Here is a 20,178-nt window from a genome sequence, read left to right as displayed (position 1 = left end):
GTGGATCAGATGCCTCCAGGCGTTAGCGTGGTGGATGCCAGCCCGGGGTTCCCGTGCTGACTTGTGCTGGTTTTGAGACGTTACCGAGAGAAACATGCAGGTCAGAGCCGTTTCATGAGATTGCTGCACACTTCCGACTGGCACCTCGGCCGGGCGTTCCACCGGGTGACCATGCTCGGCGCCCAGGCCGAGTTCATCGCGCACCTCGTCAGGACCGTGCGGGAGCGGGACGTGGACGCGGTGGTCGTGGCCGGGGACGTGTACGACCGGGCGGTGCCGCCGCTGGCCGCCGTCGAGCTGTTCGACGACGCCCTGCACCGGCTGGCCGACCTGGGTGTGCCCACGGTGATGATCTCCGGCAACCACGACTCGGCGCGCCGCCTCGGCGTCGGGGCCGGGCTCATCGGGCGGGCCGGGATCCATCTGCGGACCGAGCCGTCGGCGTGCGGGACGCCCGTGGTGCTGCGGGACGGGTTCGGGGACGTGGCGTTCTACGGGCTGCCCTATCTCGAACCGGCCCTGGTGAAGGACGAGTTCGGGGTGGAGAAGGCCGGGCACGAGCAGGTGCTCGGCGCCGCCATGGAGCGGGTCCGCGCCGATCTCGCGGCACGCGCGCGGGGGACGCGGTCCGTCGTCCTCGCGCATGCCTTCGTCACCGGCGGTGAGGCCAGCGACAGTGAGCGGGACATCACCGTCGGCGGGGTCGCCGCCGTGCCCGCCGGGGTCTTCGACGGGGTCGACTACGTCGCGCTGGGGCATCTGCACGGCTGCCAGACCCTCACCGAGCGCGTGCGCTACTCCGGCTCCCCGCTGCCGTACTCCTTCTCGGAGGCCGGGCACCGCAAGAGCATGTGGCTCGTCGAGCTGGACGGCGACGGTGCGGTGAGTGCCGAGCGTGTCGACTGTCCGGTGCCCCGGCCGCTGGCCCGGATCCGGGGCGGCCTGGAGGAACTGCTCGCCGATCCGGCGCTCGCCCGGCACGAGGAGGCGTGGGTCGAGGCGACGCTCACCGACCCGGTGCGCCCGGCCGAGCCCATGGCCCGGCTCAGTGAGCGCTTCCCGCACACCCTCAGCCTGGTCTTCGACCCCGAACGGGCGCCGGACGATCCCGACGTGTCCTACGCCAGGCGGCTCGCGGGCCGCGGTGACCAGCAGATCGCCGAGGACTTCGTGGCCCATGTGCGCGGCGCCGGACCCGACGCGCGCGAACAGGCCGTGCTGCGCGACGCGTTCGACGCCGTGCGCGCGGACCGGACCGTGCGGGAGGTGGCGGGATGAGGTTGCACCGGCTGGACATCACCGCGTTCGGGCCGTTCGGCGGCTCCCAGAGCGTCGACTTCGACGCCCTGTCGGTGGCGGGGCTGTTCCTGCTGCACGGCCCGACCGGCGCGGGCAAGACCTCCGTCCTCGACGCGGTGTGCTACGCCCTGTACGGCTCGGTTCCCGGGGCCCGGCAGAGTGGGCAGGGAATCACCCTGCGCAGCGACCACGCCGAGCCCGGCACGCGTACGTCCGTGACGCTCGACCTGACCGTGGCGGGCCGTCGGCTGGAGATCACCCGGCAGCCGCCCTGGGAGCGGCCCAAGAAGCGCGGCACCGGCACCACCCTGGACAAGGCGCAGAGCTGGTTGCGCGAGTACGACGCCGTCGCCGGGGTCTGGAAGGACCTCAGCCGCTCCCACCAGGAGATCGGTGAGGAGGTCACCCAGCTGCTCGGGATGAGCCGGGAGCAGTTCTGTCAGGTCGTGCTGTTGCCGCAGGGCGACTTCGCGCGCTTCCTGCGGGCCGACGCCGAGGCGCGGGGCAAGCTGCTTGGGCGGCTTTTCGAGACCCACCGGTTCGCCGAGGTCGAGAAGCGGCTCGCGGAGCGGCGACGCGCGACCGAGGCCGACGTCCGCGACGGGGACGCGGCGCTGCTGGCCGACGCGCACCGGATGCAGCAGGCGGCGGGCGACACCATGGAGCTGCCCGAGCTGCAGCCCGGCGACCCCGGCCTGGCCGACGCCGTGCTGAGCGCCGCCGCCGTCGCCCGTGCCACCGCGCGGGAACAGCTCACCGTCGCCGAGTGCCGTCTCGCCGCCGCCGAGTCCGCCCAGGCAGCCGCCGACCGCGCCCTGGCCGACGTACGCGAAGTGGCGCGGCTGCAACGGCGGTTCGCCGAGGCGCGGGAGCGGGCGCGGCGGCTGGAGGACCGGGCCGACACGCATCGGGAGGACCGGGTGCGCATGGAGCGTGCCCGCAAGGCCGAGGCGGTCGCGCCCGCGCTGGAGCTGCGGGAGGCCGCCGACGCCGAGCACCGGCGGGCGGCCGTCGCCGAGGCACACGCGCGTGCGCGGTTGCCGGACACCTTCGCGGACGCCGGGGCGGCCGGGCTCGCCAGCGCCGCGCGCCGGGCCGCCGAGGAGCTGGGCGGGCTGGAATCCGCCCGCCGCGCGGAACAGCGGGTCGCCGAACTCGCCGCAGAGCGCGCGGACCTGGACCGCCAGGAACGCGCCGACGAGGACGTGCTCGGGGAGGCGGAGACCTGGCTCGCGGACTGGGAGACGGTCCGCTCGGCGCTCCAGGCCCGGATCGAAGCCGCCCAGGAGGCCACGGGCCGCGCCGAGCAGCTCGCCGTCCAGCGCGAACCCGCGCGACAGCGCCTCGCCGCCGCCCGGCTGCGCGACCAGCTCGCCGGGGACACCGACGCCGCCCAGCGCCAGGCCCTCGCCTCCGGCGAAGCCGCCCTCGCGGCCCGCGCGCACTGGCTCGACCTGAAGGAACAGCGCCTCAACGGCATCGCCGCCGAACTCGCCGCGAACCTCGAGGACGGCGAACCCTGCGCCGTCTGCGGCGCCACCACGCACCCGGCGCCCGCGCGGAAGGTCGCCGGGCATGTCGACCGCGCGGCGGAGGAGCGGGCGCTGGCCGACCACCAGCGCGCCGAGGAACGGCACGCCGAGAACGAACGACGGCTGGGCACCGTACGCGAGGCGCTGGCCGCCGCCACCGCCGAGGCGGGAGACGTGCCGACGGACCGGCTCGCCGCCGAGGCGGAGGAGCTGGAAGGGGAGTACGCGCGGGCACGCCGGGACGCCTCCGCGCTGCACGCCGTACGGGAGGAGCTGCGGGCGGCCGAGGCGGAGCACGCCCGCCGCACCGCCGAGCGGCAGCAGGCCGCCCTGCGCGCGGCGTCCCGGGTGGCGCATCGCGACGCCCTCGACCGCGAAAGAGTCCTCCTGGAGGAGGAGTTGACGCAGGCCCGGGGTGGCTCGGGCAGCGTTGCCGCGCGGGCGGCTCAGTTGGAGCGGCAGACGGCCCTCCTCACCGACGCCGCCGAGGCCGCGCGCAGCGCCGAGGACACCGCCCAGCGCCTCAAGGACGCCGACGCCCGCCTCGCGGACGCCGCGTACCGGGCGGGCTTCGACACCCCCCGCGCCGCGGCCGACGCCCTCCTCGACGACGCCGCCCACCGCGAACTGCAACAGCGGCTGGACGCCTGGCAGACCGAACAGGCCGCCGTCCGCGCGGTCCTCGCCGAGGCCGACACCACGGCCGCCGCCGGACAGCCCGCCGCCGACCTCACCGCCGCCGAGCGCACGGCCGCCACGGCCGCGCAGCGCGTACGGGACGCCGCCTCCGCGCGGGACGCCGCCGACCGCCGCCGCGCCGAACTCGACCGGCTCTCCGCGCGCGCCGCCACCGGAGTGCGACGGCTCGCCCCGCTGCGCGAGGAGTACGACCGGGTGGCCCGGCTGGCCGCCCTCACCGCGGGCACCTCCGCGGACAACGAACGCCGGATGCGGCTGGAGTCGTACGTCCTGGCCGCCCGTCTGGAGCAGGTGGCCGCCGCCGCGACCGTACGGCTGAAGCGCATGTCGTCCGGCCGCTACACCCTCGTCCACTCCGACGACCGCACCGGCCGCGGTCGCAGCGGTCTCGGGCTGCACGTCGTCGACGCCTGGACCGGGCGGGAGCGGGACACGGCCACCCTGTCGGGCGGCGAGACGTTCTTCGCGTCGCTGGCGCTCGCGCTGGGGCTCGCGGACGTCGTCACCGACGAGACCGGCGGGGTGCGGCTCGACACCCTCTTCATCGACGAGGGCTTCGGCAGCCTCGACGACCAGACCCTCGACGAGGTCCTCGACGTCCTGGACTCGCTGCGTGAGCGGGACCGCAGCGTCGGCATCGTCAGCCATGTCGCCGATCTGCGGCGGCGGATCCACGCGCAGCTCGAGGTGGTCAAGGGGCGGTCGGGCTCGACGCTGCGGCTGCGGGGCGCCGGGTAGCCGTCAGTGGCCCAGCGGGCGCCGGGGGAGGGGCGAGGAGTAGACGACGCTGGTCGTCACCGAGCCCAGCGTGCCGATCCGGCCCGACACCTCCTCCAGATGGCGCATGGAACGCGCGGCGACCTTGATCACGAAGCAGTCGTCGCCGGTGACGTGATGGGCCTCCAGGATCTCCGGGGTCACGGCGACGAGGTCGTGGAAGGGCTTGTAGTTGCCGGTGGGGTAGCGCAGCCGGACGAAGGCCAGGATCGGCAGGCCGAGCCGCTCCGGGTCGACCACCGCCGCATAGCCCTGGATGACCCCGGCCTCCTCCAGGCGCCGCACCCGCTCGGTGACCGCGCTGGCGGACATCGAGACGGCACGGGCCAGCTCGGCGAACGTGGCCCGGCCCTCCCGCTGGAGGACCTCGAGAATGCGCCAGTCGGTGGCGTCCGGGGAATACGCGGTCATCTCCGATGAATAGCAGGGGAATCCCCGGCCGATCAAGCCCGGCTCCGGTGATCGCCGGTTCAGGCGGCGAATTCACGGCCGTAGGTTACTGGCATGACCACAGCCACCTCCGTGAACCCCGTCCTGCGCGTGGCCCCCGCCGCCCCGGCCGAGGCCGCCGCCCACTTCCGCGCCAGCCTCGCCTTCCACGCCGATGTCTCCGACGTGGCCGCCGCCCTCGCGGCGGACGGCGAACCCGGCTTCGTCGTCCTGGACTCCCGTTCCACCGAGGCCTGGGACCAAGGCCACGTCCCCGGCGCCGTCCATCTGCCGACCGCCCTCGTCCCCGAGCAGGCCGAGCGGCTCCTCGACAGGTCGGTGCCGGTGGTGACGTACTGCTGGGGGCCCGGCTGCAACGGCGCCACCCGTGCCGCGCTCGCCCTCGCCGAACTCGGCTACCGCGTCAAGGAGATGCTCGGCGGCTTCGAGTACTGGGTGCGGGAGGGCTTCGAGTTCGAGACCTGGCAGGGCCGCGAGCGGCGCCCCGCCGACCCGCTGACGGCACCGCGGGGCGGGGACGACTGCGGCTGCTGAGCCCGGGAACGGTGGCGGGACCGGCCGGTCCCGCCACCCGCGCACTCCGGGGCACCGGGTCAGAGCCGCGCCAGCTCGTCCACCAGGTCGTCCAGGCCCAGCGAACCCTGGGAGAGGGCCGCCATGTGCCAGGCCTTGAGGTCGAAGGCGTCGCCCTGCCGCTCGCGGGCCCGGTCCCGGCCCAGCAGCCAGGCCCGTTCGCCCAGCTTGTAGCCGATCGCCTGGCCCGGGATGGTCAGATAGCGGGTCAGCTCGCTCTCCACGAAGTCCGCCGGACGGCTGCTGTGCGCCCCGAAGAACTCCTGCGCCAGCTCCGGCGTCCAGCGCTCACCCGGGTGGAAGGGCGAGTCCACCGGAATCTCCAGCTCCAGATGCATGCCGATGTCGACGATCACCCGGGCGGCCCGCATCATCTGCGCGTCCAGATAGCCGAGCCGCCGCTCCGGGTCGGTGAGGAAGCCCAGCTCGTCCATCAGCCGCTCCGCGTACAGCGCCCAGCCCTCGCAGTTGGCGCTGACCTGGCCGAGCGTCGCCTGGTAGCGGGACAGCTTCCCGGCGACGTACGTCCACTGCGCCAACTGGAGGTGATGGCCCGGCACGCCCTCGTGGTACCAGGTCGAGACCAGGTCGTAGACCGGGAAGCGGGTGAGCCCCATCGTCGGCAGCCAGGTGCGGCCGGGGCGGGAGAAATCCTCCGACGGTGAGGTGTAGTACGGGGCCGCCGCGCCGCCGGGCGGGGCGATGCGCGACTCCACCTCGCGGACCGGCTCGGCGAGTTCGAAGTGCGTGCCGTCCAGCGCCTCGATCGCCTCGTCCATCAGGCCCTGGAGCCACTCCCGGACCTCGTCCACGCCCTCGATGTGCCGACCGTGCTCGTCGAGGTGCGCCAGCGCGACCCACGGCGTGGCGGCGCCCGGCAGGATCTTCCCGGCCTCCTGCCGCATCTCGCCGAGCAGCCGGTGGAACTCCGCCCAGCCGTACGCGTACGCCTCGTCCAGGTCGAGATCGGTGCCGTTGAAGTAGCGCGCCCAGCGGGCGTAGCGCTCACGGCCCACCGTGTTCGGCGCACCCTCGACGGTCGGCGCGTACACGTCCCGCATCCAGTCCCGCAGCTCCACCACGGCGGCGGTCGCCGCGCGCGCCGCCTCGTCCAGTTCGGCGCGCAGGGACTCGGGACCGGCCGAGGCGAAGTCCTCGAACCAGCCACGGCCGTCGCCGTCCGTGTCCGACCACTCGGTGAGCTGCTCGACGAAGGTGGCGGTCGGTCGCGGCGCCCCGTACAGCTTGCGGTCCAGACCGAGCGCGAGGGAGTCGCGGTAGCCCGCCAGCGCGCCCGGGACCGCGCGCAGGCGCTCGGTGATCGCCGCCCAGTCCTCGTCCGTGTCGGCCGGGGTCACGGTGAACACCTCGCGCACCGAGTGCGGGGGCATGCCCAGATTGCCGACCGCGCGCAGGCCCTCGTCGGCCTCGTGCACGGCGAGTTCGGCGGTCAGCCGCTCCCGCAGCAGGCGTGCGCACCGGCGCTCGATGTCACTGTCCGCGCCGGGCTGCCGCTCCGCCTCGTCGAGCTTGGCGAGCGTCCTCCGGGCCAGCTCGGCGATCGCCTCCTGACCGGCGGGCGAGAGGTCGGGCAGGCGGCTCGAACACTCCCGCACACCCAGGTAGGTGCCGGTGATCGGGTCGAGGGCGATGAAGTCGTCGACGTAGGCGTCGGCGACCGCGCGGGGCAGAGGGCTGTTCGTCTCCGACGGGCTCGTCTTCGACGGGTTCGTCTTCGACGGGTTCGTCTCCGACGGGTTCGTCTCTGGCAGGCTCGTTCCTGGCATGCTCGTCTCTGACATGCGGACCATCCTCGTACGGTGATCCGCCGCGCGTCAGCCCGATTGCGCCGAGGGCGAAGGCGGCAGCAACGGACCGCAGTCCCACTGCTGGAAGATCAGCCGCGTCTCGACCCGGGCCACCTCCTTCCGTGACGTGAACTCGTCCAGGACCAGCCGCTGCAAGTCGGCCATGTCCGCGACCGCGACATGCACGAGATAGTCGTCAGGGCCGGTGAGATGGAAGACGGTCCTGGACTCCGGCAGCGCCCGGATACGGTCCACGAACGGCCCCACCAGCTCCCTCCGATGCGGTCTGACCTGCACCGACAGCAGCGCCTGGAGGCCGCGGCCCAGTTTCGCCGGGTCCAGGCGGAGCTGATGGCCGAGAATCACCCCCGCCCTGCGCAGCCGGGTCACCCGGTCCAGACAGGTCGACGGAGCGACGCCGACCTGCGCCGCGAGGTCCCGGTACGTCGTCCGGGCGTCGTTCTGCAACAGGCGCAGGAGTTCCAGGTCCACCGGATCCAGTTCGACAGATTCAGCCACTGGCCGAACGTAACACGGTGTACGGCCCCTGCGGCCCGGTCGGCGTTCACTCTGCCGTGCATGGACACCCCCATGGACATACCGGCCGTCGGCCGTGCCCTGGCCACCGAGGCCGTGCACGCCGGACGCGATGACCTCGCCCGGCAGGGGCTGCACGCCGCGCCCATCGATCTGTCGACCACCTACCCGTCGTACGACAGCCGTGGCGAGGCCGCCCGGATCGACGCCTTCGCCGCCACCGGCGCCGAGCTGGACGGGCCGCCCGTCTACGCCCGGCTGGGCAACCCCACCGTCGCCCGCTTCGAGACCGCCCTGGCCCGGCTGGAGGGCACCGAGTCCTCGGTCGCCTTCGCCAGCGGCATGGCCGCCCTGAGCGCCGTCCTGCTGGTACGGGCCTCACTCGGCCTGCGGCACGTGGTCGCCGTACGGCCGCTGTACGGGTGCAGCGACCATCTCCTCACCGCCGGGCTGCTGGGCTCGGAGGTCACCTGGACCGACCCGGCCGGGGTCGCCGACGCGCTGCGCCCGGACACCGGCCTGGTGATGGTCGAGTCCCCGGCCAACCCCACCCTCGCCGAGACCGATCTGCGGGCCCTGGCCCATGCCTGCGGGTCCGTGCCGCTGCTGGTGGACAACACCTTCGCCACGCCCGTGCTGCAACGGCCCGTCGAGCAGGGCGCGCGGCTGGTGCTGCACAGCGCCACCAAGTACCTCGGCGGTCACGGTGATGTGATGGCGGGCGTGGTGGCCTGCGACGAGGAGTTCGCCGGGCACCTGCGGCAGGTGCGGTTCGCCACCGGGGGAGTGCTGCATCCGCTGGCCGGATACCTGCTGCTGCGCGGGCTCTCGACCCTTCCGGTGCGGGTGCGCGCCGCGTCCGAGAACGCCGCCGAACTCGTGAGCCGTCTCGCCGCGGACCCGCGGGTCGCCCGCGTGCACTACCCGCGGATCGGCGGCGCCATGGTCGCCTTCGAGGTGCACGGCGACCCGCACGACGTGATCGGCGGCGTCCGGCTCATCACCCCCGCCGTCAGCCTCGGCAGCGTCGACACCCTCATCCAGCACCCGGCGTCCATCAGCCACCGCATCGTCGACGCCGAGGACCGCCGCGGCGCCGGGGTGAGCGACCGGTTGCTGCGGATGTCGGTGGGGCTGGAGGACGTCGACGACCTGTGGGCCGACCTGGACCGGGCGCTGGGCGCGGGGAGCGCGGGCTCGGTGCCCTCCGGGGCGGGGGAGGAGTGGGCGGCGGCGGTGCGCTGACGTCCGACGGGCCCTGGGTGTGCCGAAGCCCGAGGGGCCTGGCGCGTGCTGAGGCCCGACGGGCCTGGTGGGTGCTGAGGCCCGAGGGGCCCGGCGCGTGTTGAGGCCCGACGGGCCCGGGGTGTGCTGAGGCCCGACGGGCCTGGTGGGTGCTGAAGCCCGACGGGCCCGGCGGGGCGTGTGCCGCCGGGCCCGTCGGCTTGTTCAGTCCCGCAGGCTCCGCTCGGCCGTCCGCTGCTGCGGCCGGTCGTACGGCAGCCGCGACGTCACCGGGGTCGCGTCCAGACGCGCGGTGATCACCAGGGTGCCCTCCTCGATCTGGTAGTCCAGCGGGAGTCCGAGGCCGCGCATCGCGGCGACCATGCCGGTGTTGGACGACTGCGTCACCGCGTACACGCTCTCGCAGCCCGCCTCCACGGCCAACGTCACCAGTCGGCCCAGCAGTTCGGCGCCGATGCCGCGGCGCTGCCACTCGTCCTCCACCAGCAGCGCCACCTCCGTCTCGTCGCCGTCCCACAGCAGATGACCGAGGCCGACGATCCGCCCGGATCCGGTCTGCACCGCGAGCGTCCGCCCGAACCGGGGGCTGAGCAGGTGGTTCAGATAGCGGTCGGCGTCCTTGACCGGCCCGTGGTAGCGCATCTGGAGCGTGCGCGCCGAGCACCGGTCGTGCATCTGCTTCGCGGCGGCGAGATCGCGCTCGTCGGCCCGGCGTACGGTGATCGCGTCGCCCTCGGGCAGGGTCAGCACGTCCTGGCTGCGCGGGACGCGCGGGCCGAGCCGGGTGTCCAGCTCGACCAGGGCCCGGGCCCGGGCGAACTCCGTCGGGGTGAAGGGCAGATACGGCCGCTCCACGCTGATCACGCCGCCTTCCGGTGCGCGCAGCCGCATCACCGAGTCCTCCAGTACGCCCTCCACCGGCACGCCGTCCGCCTCGCGAGCGCCGCCGTCCGGGGGAGCGGGCAGCGACCGGATGGTGCACCGGCCCAGCAACTGCCGCAGCGCCAGGGGCAGTTCCGCCGCGTCCAGCGCGGTGCGGGTGGCCAGGCCCAGGATCCGGGTGGGCGCGTCGACCAGGTCGTGGGCGTCGGCCCGCTCGATCCAGGTGTCCGCGCCCCCGGCCAGGGCCACCGCCCGGCTGATCCCGGCGGGTGCCAGCTCCCCGGGGGCGCGCAGCAGGAACTCGTCCACGGTGCCGTGCCCCAGCGGGTGCGTCTGCAGGCTCAGGATGTCCACCCGGTGCCCCGCGAGCGCCGCGCACAGCGCGGCCAGCGAGCCCGGCTCGTCCCGCACGGTCGTCCGCATCCGCCACAGCACGCTCTCCGCCCCCGCCTGCCCGACCGGGGAGGACGGGTCGGACGGCCCGGCGTGCTCCGCTGCGGAGCGCGGCCGGGCACCGGTATCGCTCGTCGGCGGTGCGTGCCCGTGGCGCCGTGCCCACCAGGTGTGGAAGGCGGCCGTGGCCAGCAGCACCACCGCCGAGATCACCAGCAGGGCGGGACCGTCGGGGCCGTGCCCGACCATGTTGGCGACGGCGTCCGCCACCGCGACCGCCGTGAACAGGGCGGCCAGTTCGACCACGTCCCGTCGCCAGTGGTGCACCGGGCGCCCGTCTTTCGTTCGCGTCACATCAGACATGTTCGGAGTCATGGAACCACTGTGAAGGAACGGTGTTGCGTGATCACGAACGCTCTGTGACTGATCGGTAAAGTGTGCATCCGCGTTTTTTGTCGGTTTTCTTACGGTTGTGTTGCACCCGGCGTCGCCCGGGTCACGCCGCCGCCTCCCCGGCCAGCGCGCCCCGCAGCCGCCGCGCCTGCGCCACCAGCCGAGAGGACCCGCGCCGGGCCGCCGTCTGCGCCAGATGCGGCACCTCACCCCGCGCCCCGGACCGCTCGGCGCACTCGGCGGCCACCGCCAGCAGCTCGCCCAGACCACGCGCCGGAGCGACCCCGCCACCCGTCGCCAGAGCGGCCAGCAGCACCGGCAGGGCGTGCCGGAGCACCTCCCACACCGTGGCGTTCGCCCCGGTGGCCGCGGCCGTCCGCACCGACTCGGCGAGCCGCAGCGGCTTCACCGCGCCGCGCCGCACCAGATCCCCCAGGTCGGCCCCCAGCCGAGGGGCGTCCAACTGCCCGCGCGCGGCCAGCACCAGCAGCGCGTCCACGGCCGCCAGCCGGTCCTCCGGATGCCGGGCGCCGAGACCGTAGGCCAGGCCCAGGTGGAGCGCGTCGCCCGCCTCGCCGCCGGACTCGGCGAGGGACGGCAGGACCGCGGCGGTACCCCTGCTGTCGTCCACGGCCAGCGCGGACAGGTCCCACAGCAGCCGCGCCGCCACCAGCTCGCGGTGCTCCGGGAGCTGGGTCAGCCAGTACGCGCGTATCTCGGTCTGCCAGTGCGGGCAGTACCGGCTCTCCTCCAAGCCGCTCACCGGCTTGGCGAGGCGCTGGAAGTCCGCGGGGAGGTCCTTGTGGAGGAAGAGGAACTCGGGGACCTCGCCGTACTCGACGAGCACCCGGCTCTCCGCCGTCCGGCGCCCGTGCGTGGGCGGGACGGACTCCGGCGCGGTCAGCCAGCGGGCCAGCCGGGCGCCCTCCGCGGTGCCGAGGGCCGCCGCCCGCTCGGCGGCTGCCTCGGCCGCCGCACGGTCCGAGCGGCGCACCCGCAGCAGGGCCTGGGCGAAGTCGGTCGCCGCCACCTCCGCGCCGAGACGACGGTAGGTGTCCAGGCGGTCCACCAGCTCGTCCGGGTCCAGCAGCCCCGTGTTCCAGGTCGGCGTAGACAGCAGCAGCGGCAGCGGCTTGGTGGCCAGCCGGTACGCCACCTCCCACATACGGGCGTCGAAGGTGTGGGAGAGGGCGCTGTGCACACAGTCGCGGGTGGTCATCCCGTGCGCCACCGCGCGGCGCAGGGTGCTGGTGCGGACCTTGCCAGCCAGGGTGGCCAGGAGCAGCTCCACACCCTGCGTCGCGAGGACGAAACCCATGCGGGTGGAGGTGAAGTAGGGCTCCGAGCGGTACCCGGCGGTGGGGTCGGACTCGTCCCACCACTGCCGCGAGACCACCGGCCTCAGCGCCGCGAGGAGTGCGTCCCGGTCGCCGTGAGCATGGCGGACCAGTCCGTCCACCGCGCGCTCGAACGCGGTCACGTCGCTGGACGCCAGCACGGCGCCGATCTCCTCGGCGGCCTCCTCGACGGTCCGGGGAGCGGGCGCGAGCCGCACCGGTTCCGGGGCGGGCGGCAGCACCTCGGCGTAGGCAGCCGACGCTGAGGCCGGGGCCGCGCCGAGCGTCTCCACCGCGCGGGCCCGCAGGGCGGGGATCAACTGCTCGGCGTCCGAGGCCAGCCGCTCGCGCAGCTCCGCCGAGTCGGCCTTCTCCACATGCCGCTCCACGAGCTTGAGCGCCCGCTCCTGAACGTCGGAGTCCTCGTGCCCGAACGCCACAGCCGCCGTGGGCAGCAGCTCCCCGGCCGCGGCGGCGTCCCGCGTGAGCGCCTTCCCCAGCAGCACCAGCTGCGCCCGGACGAGCTTCTTCTCGCTGCGGAACAGCACCGCCTCCGACATCTCGGCCAACTGGCGCACGCCCAGCCCGCCGTCGAGCGCCAGCGACGTCAGCACCGACTGCGCGTGCGCCGCCACCGGGGAGGCCGCGTCCGAGGCCAGGGCCAACCAGTCGGCGATCCGCTCACACGACTCGTCCCGGCTCGGCGCCAGGGTCTTCAGCAGCCGCAGGAACAGCCGCTGGTCGGCGGTGGTGCCACCGCGCAGCAGACGGGCCACGCACGCGTCCAGCATGGTCCGGCGGTCCAGCACACCGTCCGCGGCGAGCCCGGCGAGGGCGCCGGTCCAGGTGTCCGGACCGTCGTGGTTGGGCCACCCCAGACGGCCGCCGATGTCGTCCGTCTCGAACAGCGCGGCCACCAGCGGCACCAGATGCGGATCCTGCCGCAGCCGGTCCCGCAGCGTGCCCCCGAGCTGCCAGGAGCCGTAGGTGTGGTCCACCCAGCCCCGCACATAGGCGTCCGTCGTAGGCGCCGGACAACCGGCCAGCCGCACCAGCCCGGACATCAGCTCGTACGGCACCCAGGCGGTCGCCGGACGCTCCGCGAGCCGCTGCACCACATCGGTCAGCCAGTCGGCCTCCCGGTCGCCCAGGACATGCAGGAGCAGCGCGGGCGACGCCCCCGACCAGCGCATGTCGCTCGCCGTGAGCCAGCTCGCCACCCCGGCGGCCCCGGTCTGGCACGCGGCGCCCGCCATGTGCAGGGCCGGATAGGCGCGCCGCGCGTGCGAGTTCCACGGCTCCTTGCGCAGCTCCTTGCGCATCTCCTTCCACACGGGCACGAAGACGCGCCGTTCGGCGTCCGTCATCCCGTCCAGCACCTCCACGGCCTCCGCCGTACGGCCCGCCCACACCAGCTCCGCCAGCGAACTCATCGCACACCCCCGTCAACCGTCGTCGTCATCGGCTCCGCCGCGGCGCCCCGCCGCACCATGCGCACCGCCAGCGCGTGCTTGCAAGGGCCGCGCCCACCCCGGTACTTGGCCCACCATAGGCAGCTGCAACTCAGCCGCCCGTCCTCGTCCCGCACCCGGTGCGCGTGGCCGTCCTCGGCCGTCACCGTCGCCAGCGCGCCGTCCACGGTGACCGCGCCCGCCGCCACCAGCGCTCGGGCCGAGCGCAGCCGGGGGTTGTGCCGCTCGACGCGCTCGGCGTCGTAGGGCAGTTCCCGGTGGAAGTAGGCCGCCTCCGCCGGGTCGTAGCCGACGCGGCCGGAGGTGCCGAGGCGGACCAGTGCCGCGCGCACCCTTGGCGCCGGGAGGCCGGAGGCGGCGGCCAGGTCGGCGACGTCGATCCGGGGCTCCCACGCCAGCAGCACCGCGATCAGCTCCGCGTCCTCGGCCGCCTCGTCGGTGGCGAGCGCGTCCAGCACGCCGCCCTCGCCGGAGAACCCGCGCGAGGCGTCCGGCGACAGCGTCAGGGTCAGCCGCATGCCCGGCAGGACGATCTCCCAGGCGCTGGCCACGGCGGCAGCGGTGGCGGTGGGGCCGTACACCCTGAGGGCCGTCGCGTGCCGCAGCACCCGTTGGAGGGCGATCAGCCGCTCCGGGCCGGGCAGGCACACCGCGCCGGGCACCGCGCGGGTCGTCGGCCGCAGCCCGCGCCCGGCGGGCACCACCCACCGGGGGCCGACGGAGGAGCCACGGGGACCGCCGCGCGGCAGCGCCCGCAGGAACCGCACGGCCTCCGCCGCGGGCAGCTCCGCGCGCAGCTCGAAGTCGGCCGCGATCACCTGGGCCTCGGCGAAGCCGCGCAGCCAGCGGTCGGGCAGCGGCACCTTCTTCTCCACGACCGGCCCGTCCAGCGTGGTCACGGCCAGTTCCTCCGGGCCGACGCGCAGGTGCAGCGGATCGTCCGTGCCGATCCTCGACAGGGCCTCGCGCAGGGGGTTGTTGACGTCGACGTTGGTGGTGCCGTGCCCCACCTCGCCGCCGTCGAGGCCCGGGGACAGCACGTCCAGGCGGGCGTACACCCCGCCGCAGCCGGAGAAGGACTCGAAGCGCAGCCGGTCGCCGTTGCCCGTCACCACCGGGTCGAGGGAGGCCCGCAGCTGCCGCTGGTAGTACCGGGCCGCGGCCACGTCCGCCACCGCCAGCAGCCCTGCCGACGCCACCTGAGGGGACGTCAGGAAGCCCGCGAAGAACTGCGGATGGTCCCGCACGCCCGAGGACGTCGCACCCCGGGAGGTCTCCAGCCCCAGGCGCTGTCCGTCCGCAGCGGACTCCAGCACGGAGGGTTGCCGATAGGTCACGGCCTGCACAGATCGCGTCATGGGAAAACCGTAGAGGCGACCACTGACAATCGGCTCCGACCTGCGAAAACGCCCTGCGGCACGAGGAGTTGCGGCGGGATGCCACGGGGGCCGCGCACCGGGGGATGACGCCGGTGCGCGGCCCGCCTCCGAGGGTACGGGAGGAGTTACTGGCCGACCCGGCCGGGCTGGAGCACCTTGGTGAACAGCACCGTGCCGTCCTGCTCACGCAGCCGGACCGTCAGCTCGGCGCTGTCGCCGTCGATGCCGACCTCGCCGAAGAACTGGTAGCCACCGGCGGGGGAGACGTTCGCCGTGGTCGGCGCCTTCACGAACACCCGCTCGGGGCCGAAGGTGTTGTCGAGGGCGTTGGCGGGGAAGGCCCCGGCGTTGAGCGGTCCCGAGACGAACTCCCAGAACGGCTCGAAGTCGCTGAAGGCGGCCCGCGACGGCTGGTAGTGCTGCGCCGAGGTGTAGTGCACGTCGGCCGTCAGCCACACCGTGCCGGTGATCCGCCGGTGCTTGATGTACCGCAGCAGCTCGGCGATCTGGAGTTCCCGGCCCAGCGGGGCACCCGGATCGCCCTGCGCCACGGCCTCGATGTGCGGCTTGCCGTCGCCGGTGTCCGGCACGACCAGGCCCAGCGGCATGTCGGAGGCGATCACCTTCCACACCGCCCTCGACCGGGACAGCTCCCGCTTGAGCCACTCCAGCTGCTCGCGGCCGAGGATGCCCTGCGGGTCGGTGGTCTGGTCGTCCGTGGAGTTCGCGTTGCGGTGGGTGCGCATGTCCAGGACGAAGACGTCCAGCAGCGGGCCGTAGTGCTGCACGCGGTGCACCCGGCCGCCCGGGCGGCGCAGGGTCGAGATCGGGAAGTACTCCGAGAACGCCTGCCGGGCCCGTGCGGCGAGCACGTCGACGTCCTTCACGGTGTAGCGGGCGTCGGTGAGGATCTCGCCCGGGTACCAGTTGTTGGTGACCTCGTGGTCGTCCCACTGGACGACCGACGGCACCTGGGCGTTGAACCGCCTGAGGTTCTCGTCGAGCAGGTTGTAGCGGAAGTTGCCGCGGAACTCCGCCAGGGTCTCGGCGACCTTGGACTTCTCCTCGGTGGTGATGTTCCGCCAGGTGCCGCCGTCGGGCAGCGCGGCGGTCGGCGCGATGGGGCCGTCCGCGTACACGGTGTCGCCGCTGAAGAGGAAGAAGTCCGGGTCGAGCGCGGCCATCGCGTCGAAGATGCGGTAGCCGCCGAAGTCGGGGTTGATGCCCCAGCCCTGCCCGGCCAGGTCGCCGGACCAGACGAACCGCACGTCGTCGCGGCGACTGGCCGACGCCGTGCGGAAGGTGCCGGTGACCGGCTCGCCGGTGCGGCGGGGGTCGTGCGGGTCGGCCAGCAGGACCCGGTAGTGGATCTGCTCGCCGGGCGGCAGGCCGTGCAGCCGGGTGGTGCCGGTGAAGTCGCTGTCCGCGCCGAGCAGCGGGCCGTGCCATCTGCGCGGGTTGCGGAACGACTCGGTCGCGGACGTCTCGACGATCATCCGCGCGGGTCGGTCCGCACGCACCCACACCAGACCGGAGTTCGTGGTCACATCGCCGGTCTGCACGCCCCAGCCCGCCTGCGGGCGACCGGAGAGGGCGAGCGCCGGGGCCGCGCCGAGGGCGCCGGGCAGGGTCAGGGCGGCCGACGCGGCGAGAGAGCCGCGCAGCACGCTGCGGCGGCCCGGGGACGGGTGGTGGGACATGGGTGGACCTCCAGGGCGGAATCCGGCCGGTGTGCCCTGTCAGAACTACTGGCATGCTGCGGCGCGCGTGGAAACCGGGGGTGAACAACTGGCCGAGGCTGGCGGCGGGCTGCCCGGTGGCCGGTGGCCGGTTGTCGGTGGCCGGTTGCCGGTTGCCGGTTGTCGGTGTCCGGTGCCCCGCGCTGCGTGCCCCCCGCCTCAAGTCCGCCCGCCGTGCCCCCGCCTCAAGTCCGCCCTCCGCGCCACCCTCCCCCAAGTCCGCCGTCCGCGCCCCCGTGCCCCCTGCCCCACATCCCGTGCCCCGCGCTCCGTCCCCCCGACCCCCATACGCTGGAGCCCGTCTCAAGCCGCCGCACCCCGCGCCCCCCGCTCCGGCACCCGCGTTGAGCTGCCCCCCGCTCCGGCACCCGCGTGGAACTGCCCCACGCCCCGGCACCCGCGTGGAACTGCCCCACGCCCCGGCACCCGCGTAGAGCTGCCCTCCGCCCCGGCGCCCGCCTCAGGCCACCGCGTGGCTCCCCGCCGCCTCCGCCATCAGGCGTACTCCTTCTCGGATCCGCGAGGGCGGCAGGTGGGCGTAGCCCAGGACCAGCCGCACGGTGGGATCGCCCTCGGGGGCGGTGGCATCCCCGTGCCGGTAGGCCGAGACCGGGCGCACGGCGACCCCGGCCGCGCCCACCCGCGCGACGAACCGTTCCTCGGGCCCGTAGCCCTCGGGCAGCGTGGCGATGACGTGCAGGCCCGCCGAGATCCCGGTGACCCGGGTGCCGGGGAAGTGTTCCGCGAGCGCGGTGACCAGTGCGTCGCGCCGCTCCTGGTACGCCTGTCGGCAGCGGCGCAGCTGGCGGTCGTAGTCGCCGCGCTCCAGGAAGCGGGCGAACATCGCCTGGTCCAGGGTGGGGTGGCCGAGGTCCATGGTGCGCTTGCGCTCCACGACGTCCTTGGCCAGCGCCTGCGGGACCAGCAGCCAGCCGAGCCGCAGCCCGGGGGCGAGGGACTTGCTGACCGACCCGGCGTAGGCCACACGCTCGGGGTCCAGTCCCTGGAGGGCACCCACGGGCGCGCGGTCGTAGCGGAAGTCGCCGTCGTAGTCGTCCTCGAGGATCAGCCCGTCGACGGACCGCGCCCAGTCGAGGAGTTCCGCACGGCGCCGCGCGGAGTAGGCGATGCCGGTGGGGAACTGGTGGGACGGTGTCGTCAGCAGCGCCCGCACGTCGGACGACGACCGCAGCGGGCCCAGGGCGAGTCCCTCGTCGTCCATGGGCAGCGGAACGACCCTGACCCCGGTCGTGGGGTAGAGCGAGTCCAGGTGCGGGCTGCCCGGGTCCTCCACGCCGACGGCGGTCACCCCGCGCGCGTGGAGCACGTGTCCGAGCAGCGTCGTCGCCTGGGTCACCCCGGACACGATCACGAGCAGCTCCGGGTCCGCGACCACGCCCCGGCGCCGGGTGAGCAGCCCGGCCAGCGCCGTCCGCAGCCGGGGCAGTCCGCGCGGGTCGGGGTAGCCGAGGTCCTCGTGCGGCAGCTCCGTCAGCACACCGCGCTGTGCGGCGGCCCACGCGGCCCGCGGGAACAGCGACAGGTCGGGAGTGCCGGGCACGAACCCGACCCGCACGCCCTGGGCGCGCGGGGCGAGGTCACGCGCGCGTGGCCGGGCGGCCCGTACCGCCCCGCTCACCCAGGTCCCGGCACCGCGCCCGCTGCGCAGATAACCCTCCGCCGTCAACTGCTCGTACGTCTCCGTCACCAGCCCGCGCGACACCCCCAGGTCGGCGGCGAGGTCCCGGCTCGACGGCAGCCGGGTGTCCGGCGCGAGCCGCCCGGAGCGGACCGCCTCGCGCAGCGCCGCCTGAAGGGAACGCCCACGCGCGCGTGCGGGCGCCGCGGCGGCGGCGAGGAGCAGTTCCCGGGCGGCGGACCCGGACGGTGGTGAGGACGTCATGCCTGTGGACCCTAAGCCCTGCGGTCCACGGTCCCTGAGCCCTTCACACTGAGCCCCCACACTGAGCCCCCACACAGAGCCCTCCCACACACAGAGCCCCCACGCAGAGCCCCCTACACACACAGAGCCCCCCACGCAGAGCCCCCCACGCAGAGCCCCGCCCTGAGCCCCCCACGCAGAGCCCCGCCCCGAACCCCCCACCCCCCGCCCGTGTTTCACGAGGGGTTCCACCAACTCCCGCGTAAACAGAGTGAAAGACCGCAGCGAGGGGGCAGGCTGATGTCGGGCCCCAGTACCGTACGCGCAATCCTGGAGCGCCCGTGGACGCCAAGAACCGTTTCGAGACGAAGACCACCTTCGCGCTTTCCCGGCTCGAATGGCTGGCCGCTCTCGTCGTCTCACTCGTGCTGGCCTTCCAGCACTACTCGGAAATCCGCTGGTGGGTCTTCGTGCTGCTCTTCGCGGTGATCGACGTCATCGGCTACATTCCCGGCGCCATCGCCTACCGCCGCAGCCCCGACAAGAACATCCCACGCGGCTACTACGTGGCCTACAACACCATGCACAGCCTGGTCACGGCCGGTGCGCTGGCCGGGGCATGGGCGCTGTTCGTCCGGCCGGAATGGGCCCTCCTCGCGCTTCCCATCCACCTCATGGGCGACCGGGCGATCTTCGGGAATTCCCTGAAACCGTTCGGTGTCGCCTTCGAGCCGGAAACCGACCCGGCCTACCGGGAGTTCGAGCAGAAGTACGGAAAAGAAACGGCGCGGGTCCCGATGGAGGGCACGAATGCAGTCGGTGCTTGACACACTCGCCGCACACAGCGACAACCCCAGTTCCTTTCTCGCCCTCAACAGCGGGAACGACTATTTCCGAGACGAACGCTTCGACGGCGCCTGCGCCTATCGCCGCTCCGGACGGTACACGCTGCAGTTCGGCGGCCCGTTCACCGCGCCCGAACACCGCGCGGAGCTGCTGACGTCCTTCACCGAGCACACCGGACGGCGCCTGGTCGCCGTACAACTCCAGCGTAAGGACGCCGAGTTGTACGCACGCCACGGGTTCACGGTCAACCAGATCGGGTCGTCCTACGCCGTCGATCTGGCCCGCTTCACACTGCGCGGGTCGAAGTTCGTGCGGCTGCGCAACAAGATCTCCCGGGCCCGGCGGGCCGGACTGGAGGTCGCCGAGCTGCGGCACGACGACGACCCGGCCGAACTGGACCGGCTGGACGACCGCTGGCTGCGCGACAAGGGGCGGCACGTCAAGGAGCTGCGGTTCCTGGTCGGCCAGCGCACCGGCCCCCTCCAGGAGCACCGCAGGCTGTTCGTCGGCCGGATCGACGGCCAGGCCGTCGGCTACATCAACTACTCGCCCGTCTACGGCAGCCGCCCCGGCTGGCTGCACGACCTCAGCCGCAGGCTGCCGGACGCGCCGCCCGGCGTGATGGAGGCCCTCAACGCCACCGTCATCGAGCGGTTCACCGACGACGGCGCCGGGTGGCTGCACTTCGGGTTCACGCCCTTCACCGGGCTCGCCGAGGAGCATGAACTGCCCGGCTCCAGCCGCACGTTCACCCGGTTCGCGCGGCTGCTGGCGGAGCACGGCACGGCGATCTACCCGGCCGCCTCACAGCTCGAATACAAGGAGAAATGGGCCCCGCACGCGGTCCTCCCCGAGTACCTCGCCTTCCTGGGCAAGCCCCGCATCGGCGCCGTGTGGCAGCTGCTGCGCGCCACCAACGCCGTATGACCACCGGT

14 protein-coding genes are annotated in these 20,178 nt (G+C 74.0%); 6 read left to right on the top strand and 8 right to left on the bottom strand.

Going from position 1 to position 20,178, the window contains the following annotated elements; translation table 11 throughout:
* Positions 1–114: 114 nt before the first annotated feature.
* Both ACFVQG_RS03510 and ACFVQG_RS03505 read left to right on the top strand, forming a co-directional pair.
* Positions 115–1,278 (top strand): exonuclease SbcCD subunit D, encoded by a 1,164-nt coding sequence (locus ACFVQG_RS03510; RefSeq protein WP_383376314.1) that lies wholly within the window; start codon positions 115–117, stop codon positions 1,276–1,278.
* Positions 1,275–4,268 (top strand): AAA family ATPase, encoded by a 2,994-nt coding sequence (locus ACFVQG_RS03505; protein WP_383376313.1) that lies wholly within the window; start codon positions 1,275–1,277, stop codon positions 4,266–4,268. The genes ACFVQG_RS03510 and ACFVQG_RS03505 overlap by 4 nt, the downstream gene beginning before the upstream one ends.
* Positions 4,269–4,271: 3 nt before the next feature.
* On the opposite strand, the gene ACFVQG_RS03500 is transcribed toward ACFVQG_RS03505, so the two are convergent.
* Positions 4,272–4,718: an Lrp/AsnC family transcriptional regulator gene (locus tag ACFVQG_RS03500; RefSeq protein WP_383376311.1), complete on the bottom strand. Its 447-nt coding sequence runs from the start codon at positions 4,716–4,718 to the stop codon at positions 4,272–4,274.
* A gap of 93 nt (positions 4,719–4,811) precedes the next feature.
* Between ACFVQG_RS03500 and ACFVQG_RS03495 the strand changes: the two genes are divergently transcribed.
* Entirely contained in the window at positions 4,812–5,291 is a 480-nt protein-coding gene (locus ACFVQG_RS03495) for a rhodanese-like domain-containing protein (RefSeq protein WP_383376310.1), read from the top strand.
* 59 nt (positions 5,292–5,350) lie between these two features.
* Here ACFVQG_RS03495 and ACFVQG_RS03490 read toward each other — a convergent pair whose 3' ends face one another.
* A complete protein-coding gene (locus ACFVQG_RS03490; protein ID WP_383376308.1) occupies positions 5,351–7,132 on the bottom strand; it encodes a DUF885 domain-containing protein in 1,782 nt (593 codons plus the stop codon).
* Positions 7,133–7,165: 33 nt separating this feature from the next.
* A complete protein-coding gene (locus ACFVQG_RS03485; RefSeq protein WP_383376306.1) occupies positions 7,166–7,657 on the bottom strand; it encodes an Lrp/AsnC family transcriptional regulator in 492 nt (163 codons plus the stop codon).
* A gap of 60 nt (positions 7,658–7,717) precedes the next feature.
* On the opposite strand from ACFVQG_RS03485, the gene ACFVQG_RS03480 reads away from it, so the two are divergent.
* Positions 7,718–8,920, top strand: coding sequence for a trans-sulfuration enzyme family protein (locus ACFVQG_RS03480; RefSeq protein ID WP_383376304.1), 1,203 nt, complete (start codon positions 7,718–7,720; stop codon positions 8,918–8,920).
* A gap of 204 nt (positions 8,921–9,124) precedes the next feature.
* Here the strand turns inward: ACFVQG_RS03480 and ACFVQG_RS03475 are convergent, their stop codons facing one another.
* The 5 genes from ACFVQG_RS03475 to ACFVQG_RS03455 form a co-directional block, all read right to left on the bottom strand.
* A complete protein-coding gene (locus tag ACFVQG_RS03475) occupies positions 9,125–10,558 on the bottom strand; it encodes a GNAT family N-acetyltransferase (protein ID WP_383376529.1) in 1,434 nt (477 codons plus the stop codon).
* A gap of 133 nt (positions 10,559–10,691) precedes the next feature.
* Positions 10,692–13,358, bottom strand: coding sequence for a DUF6493 family protein (locus ACFVQG_RS03470; protein ID WP_383376302.1), 2,667 nt, complete (start codon positions 13,356–13,358; stop codon positions 10,692–10,694).
* Positions 13,355–14,755, bottom strand: a complete 1,401-nt coding sequence (locus tag ACFVQG_RS03465) for an SWIM zinc finger family protein (protein ID WP_383376301.1) — start codon at positions 14,753–14,755, stop codon at positions 13,355–13,357. The genes ACFVQG_RS03470 and ACFVQG_RS03465 overlap by 4 nt, the downstream gene beginning before the upstream one ends.
* Positions 14,756–14,901: 146 nt before the next feature.
* Positions 14,902–16,476, bottom strand: coding sequence for an alkaline phosphatase D family protein (locus ACFVQG_RS03460; RefSeq protein WP_383376299.1), 1,575 nt, complete (start codon positions 16,474–16,476; stop codon positions 14,902–14,904).
* Between the two features lie 499 nt (positions 16,477–16,975).
* Entirely contained in the window at positions 16,976–18,418 is a 1,443-nt protein-coding gene (locus tag ACFVQG_RS03455; RefSeq protein WP_383376297.1) for a PLP-dependent aminotransferase family protein, read from the bottom strand.
* Positions 18,419–18,738: 320 nt separating this feature from the next.
* On the opposite strand from ACFVQG_RS03455, the gene ACFVQG_RS03450 reads away from it, so the two are divergent.
* The gene (locus ACFVQG_RS03450; RefSeq protein WP_383376295.1) at positions 18,739–19,224 is read left to right on the top strand and encodes a hypothetical protein; all 486 of its coding nucleotides are present in this window, start codon (positions 18,739–18,741) and stop codon (positions 19,222–19,224) included.
* Complete coding sequence (locus ACFVQG_RS03445) at positions 19,208–20,170, top strand: bifunctional lysylphosphatidylglycerol flippase/synthetase MprF (RefSeq protein WP_383376294.1); 963 nt, start codon at positions 19,208–19,210, stop codon at positions 20,168–20,170. Before ACFVQG_RS03450 ends, ACFVQG_RS03445 begins: the two co-directional genes overlap by 17 nt.
* The last annotated feature ends 8 nt before the right edge of the window (positions 20,171–20,178 follow it).

The sequence above is a fragment of the Streptomyces sp. NPDC057877 genome (assembly GCF_042796855.1).
Lineage (GTDB): Bacteria > Actinomycetota > Actinomycetes > Streptomycetales > Streptomycetaceae > Streptomyces.
The sequence above is the reverse complement of the archived record's forward strand: the minus strand, read 5'-3'. Positions and strand labels throughout refer to the sequence as shown.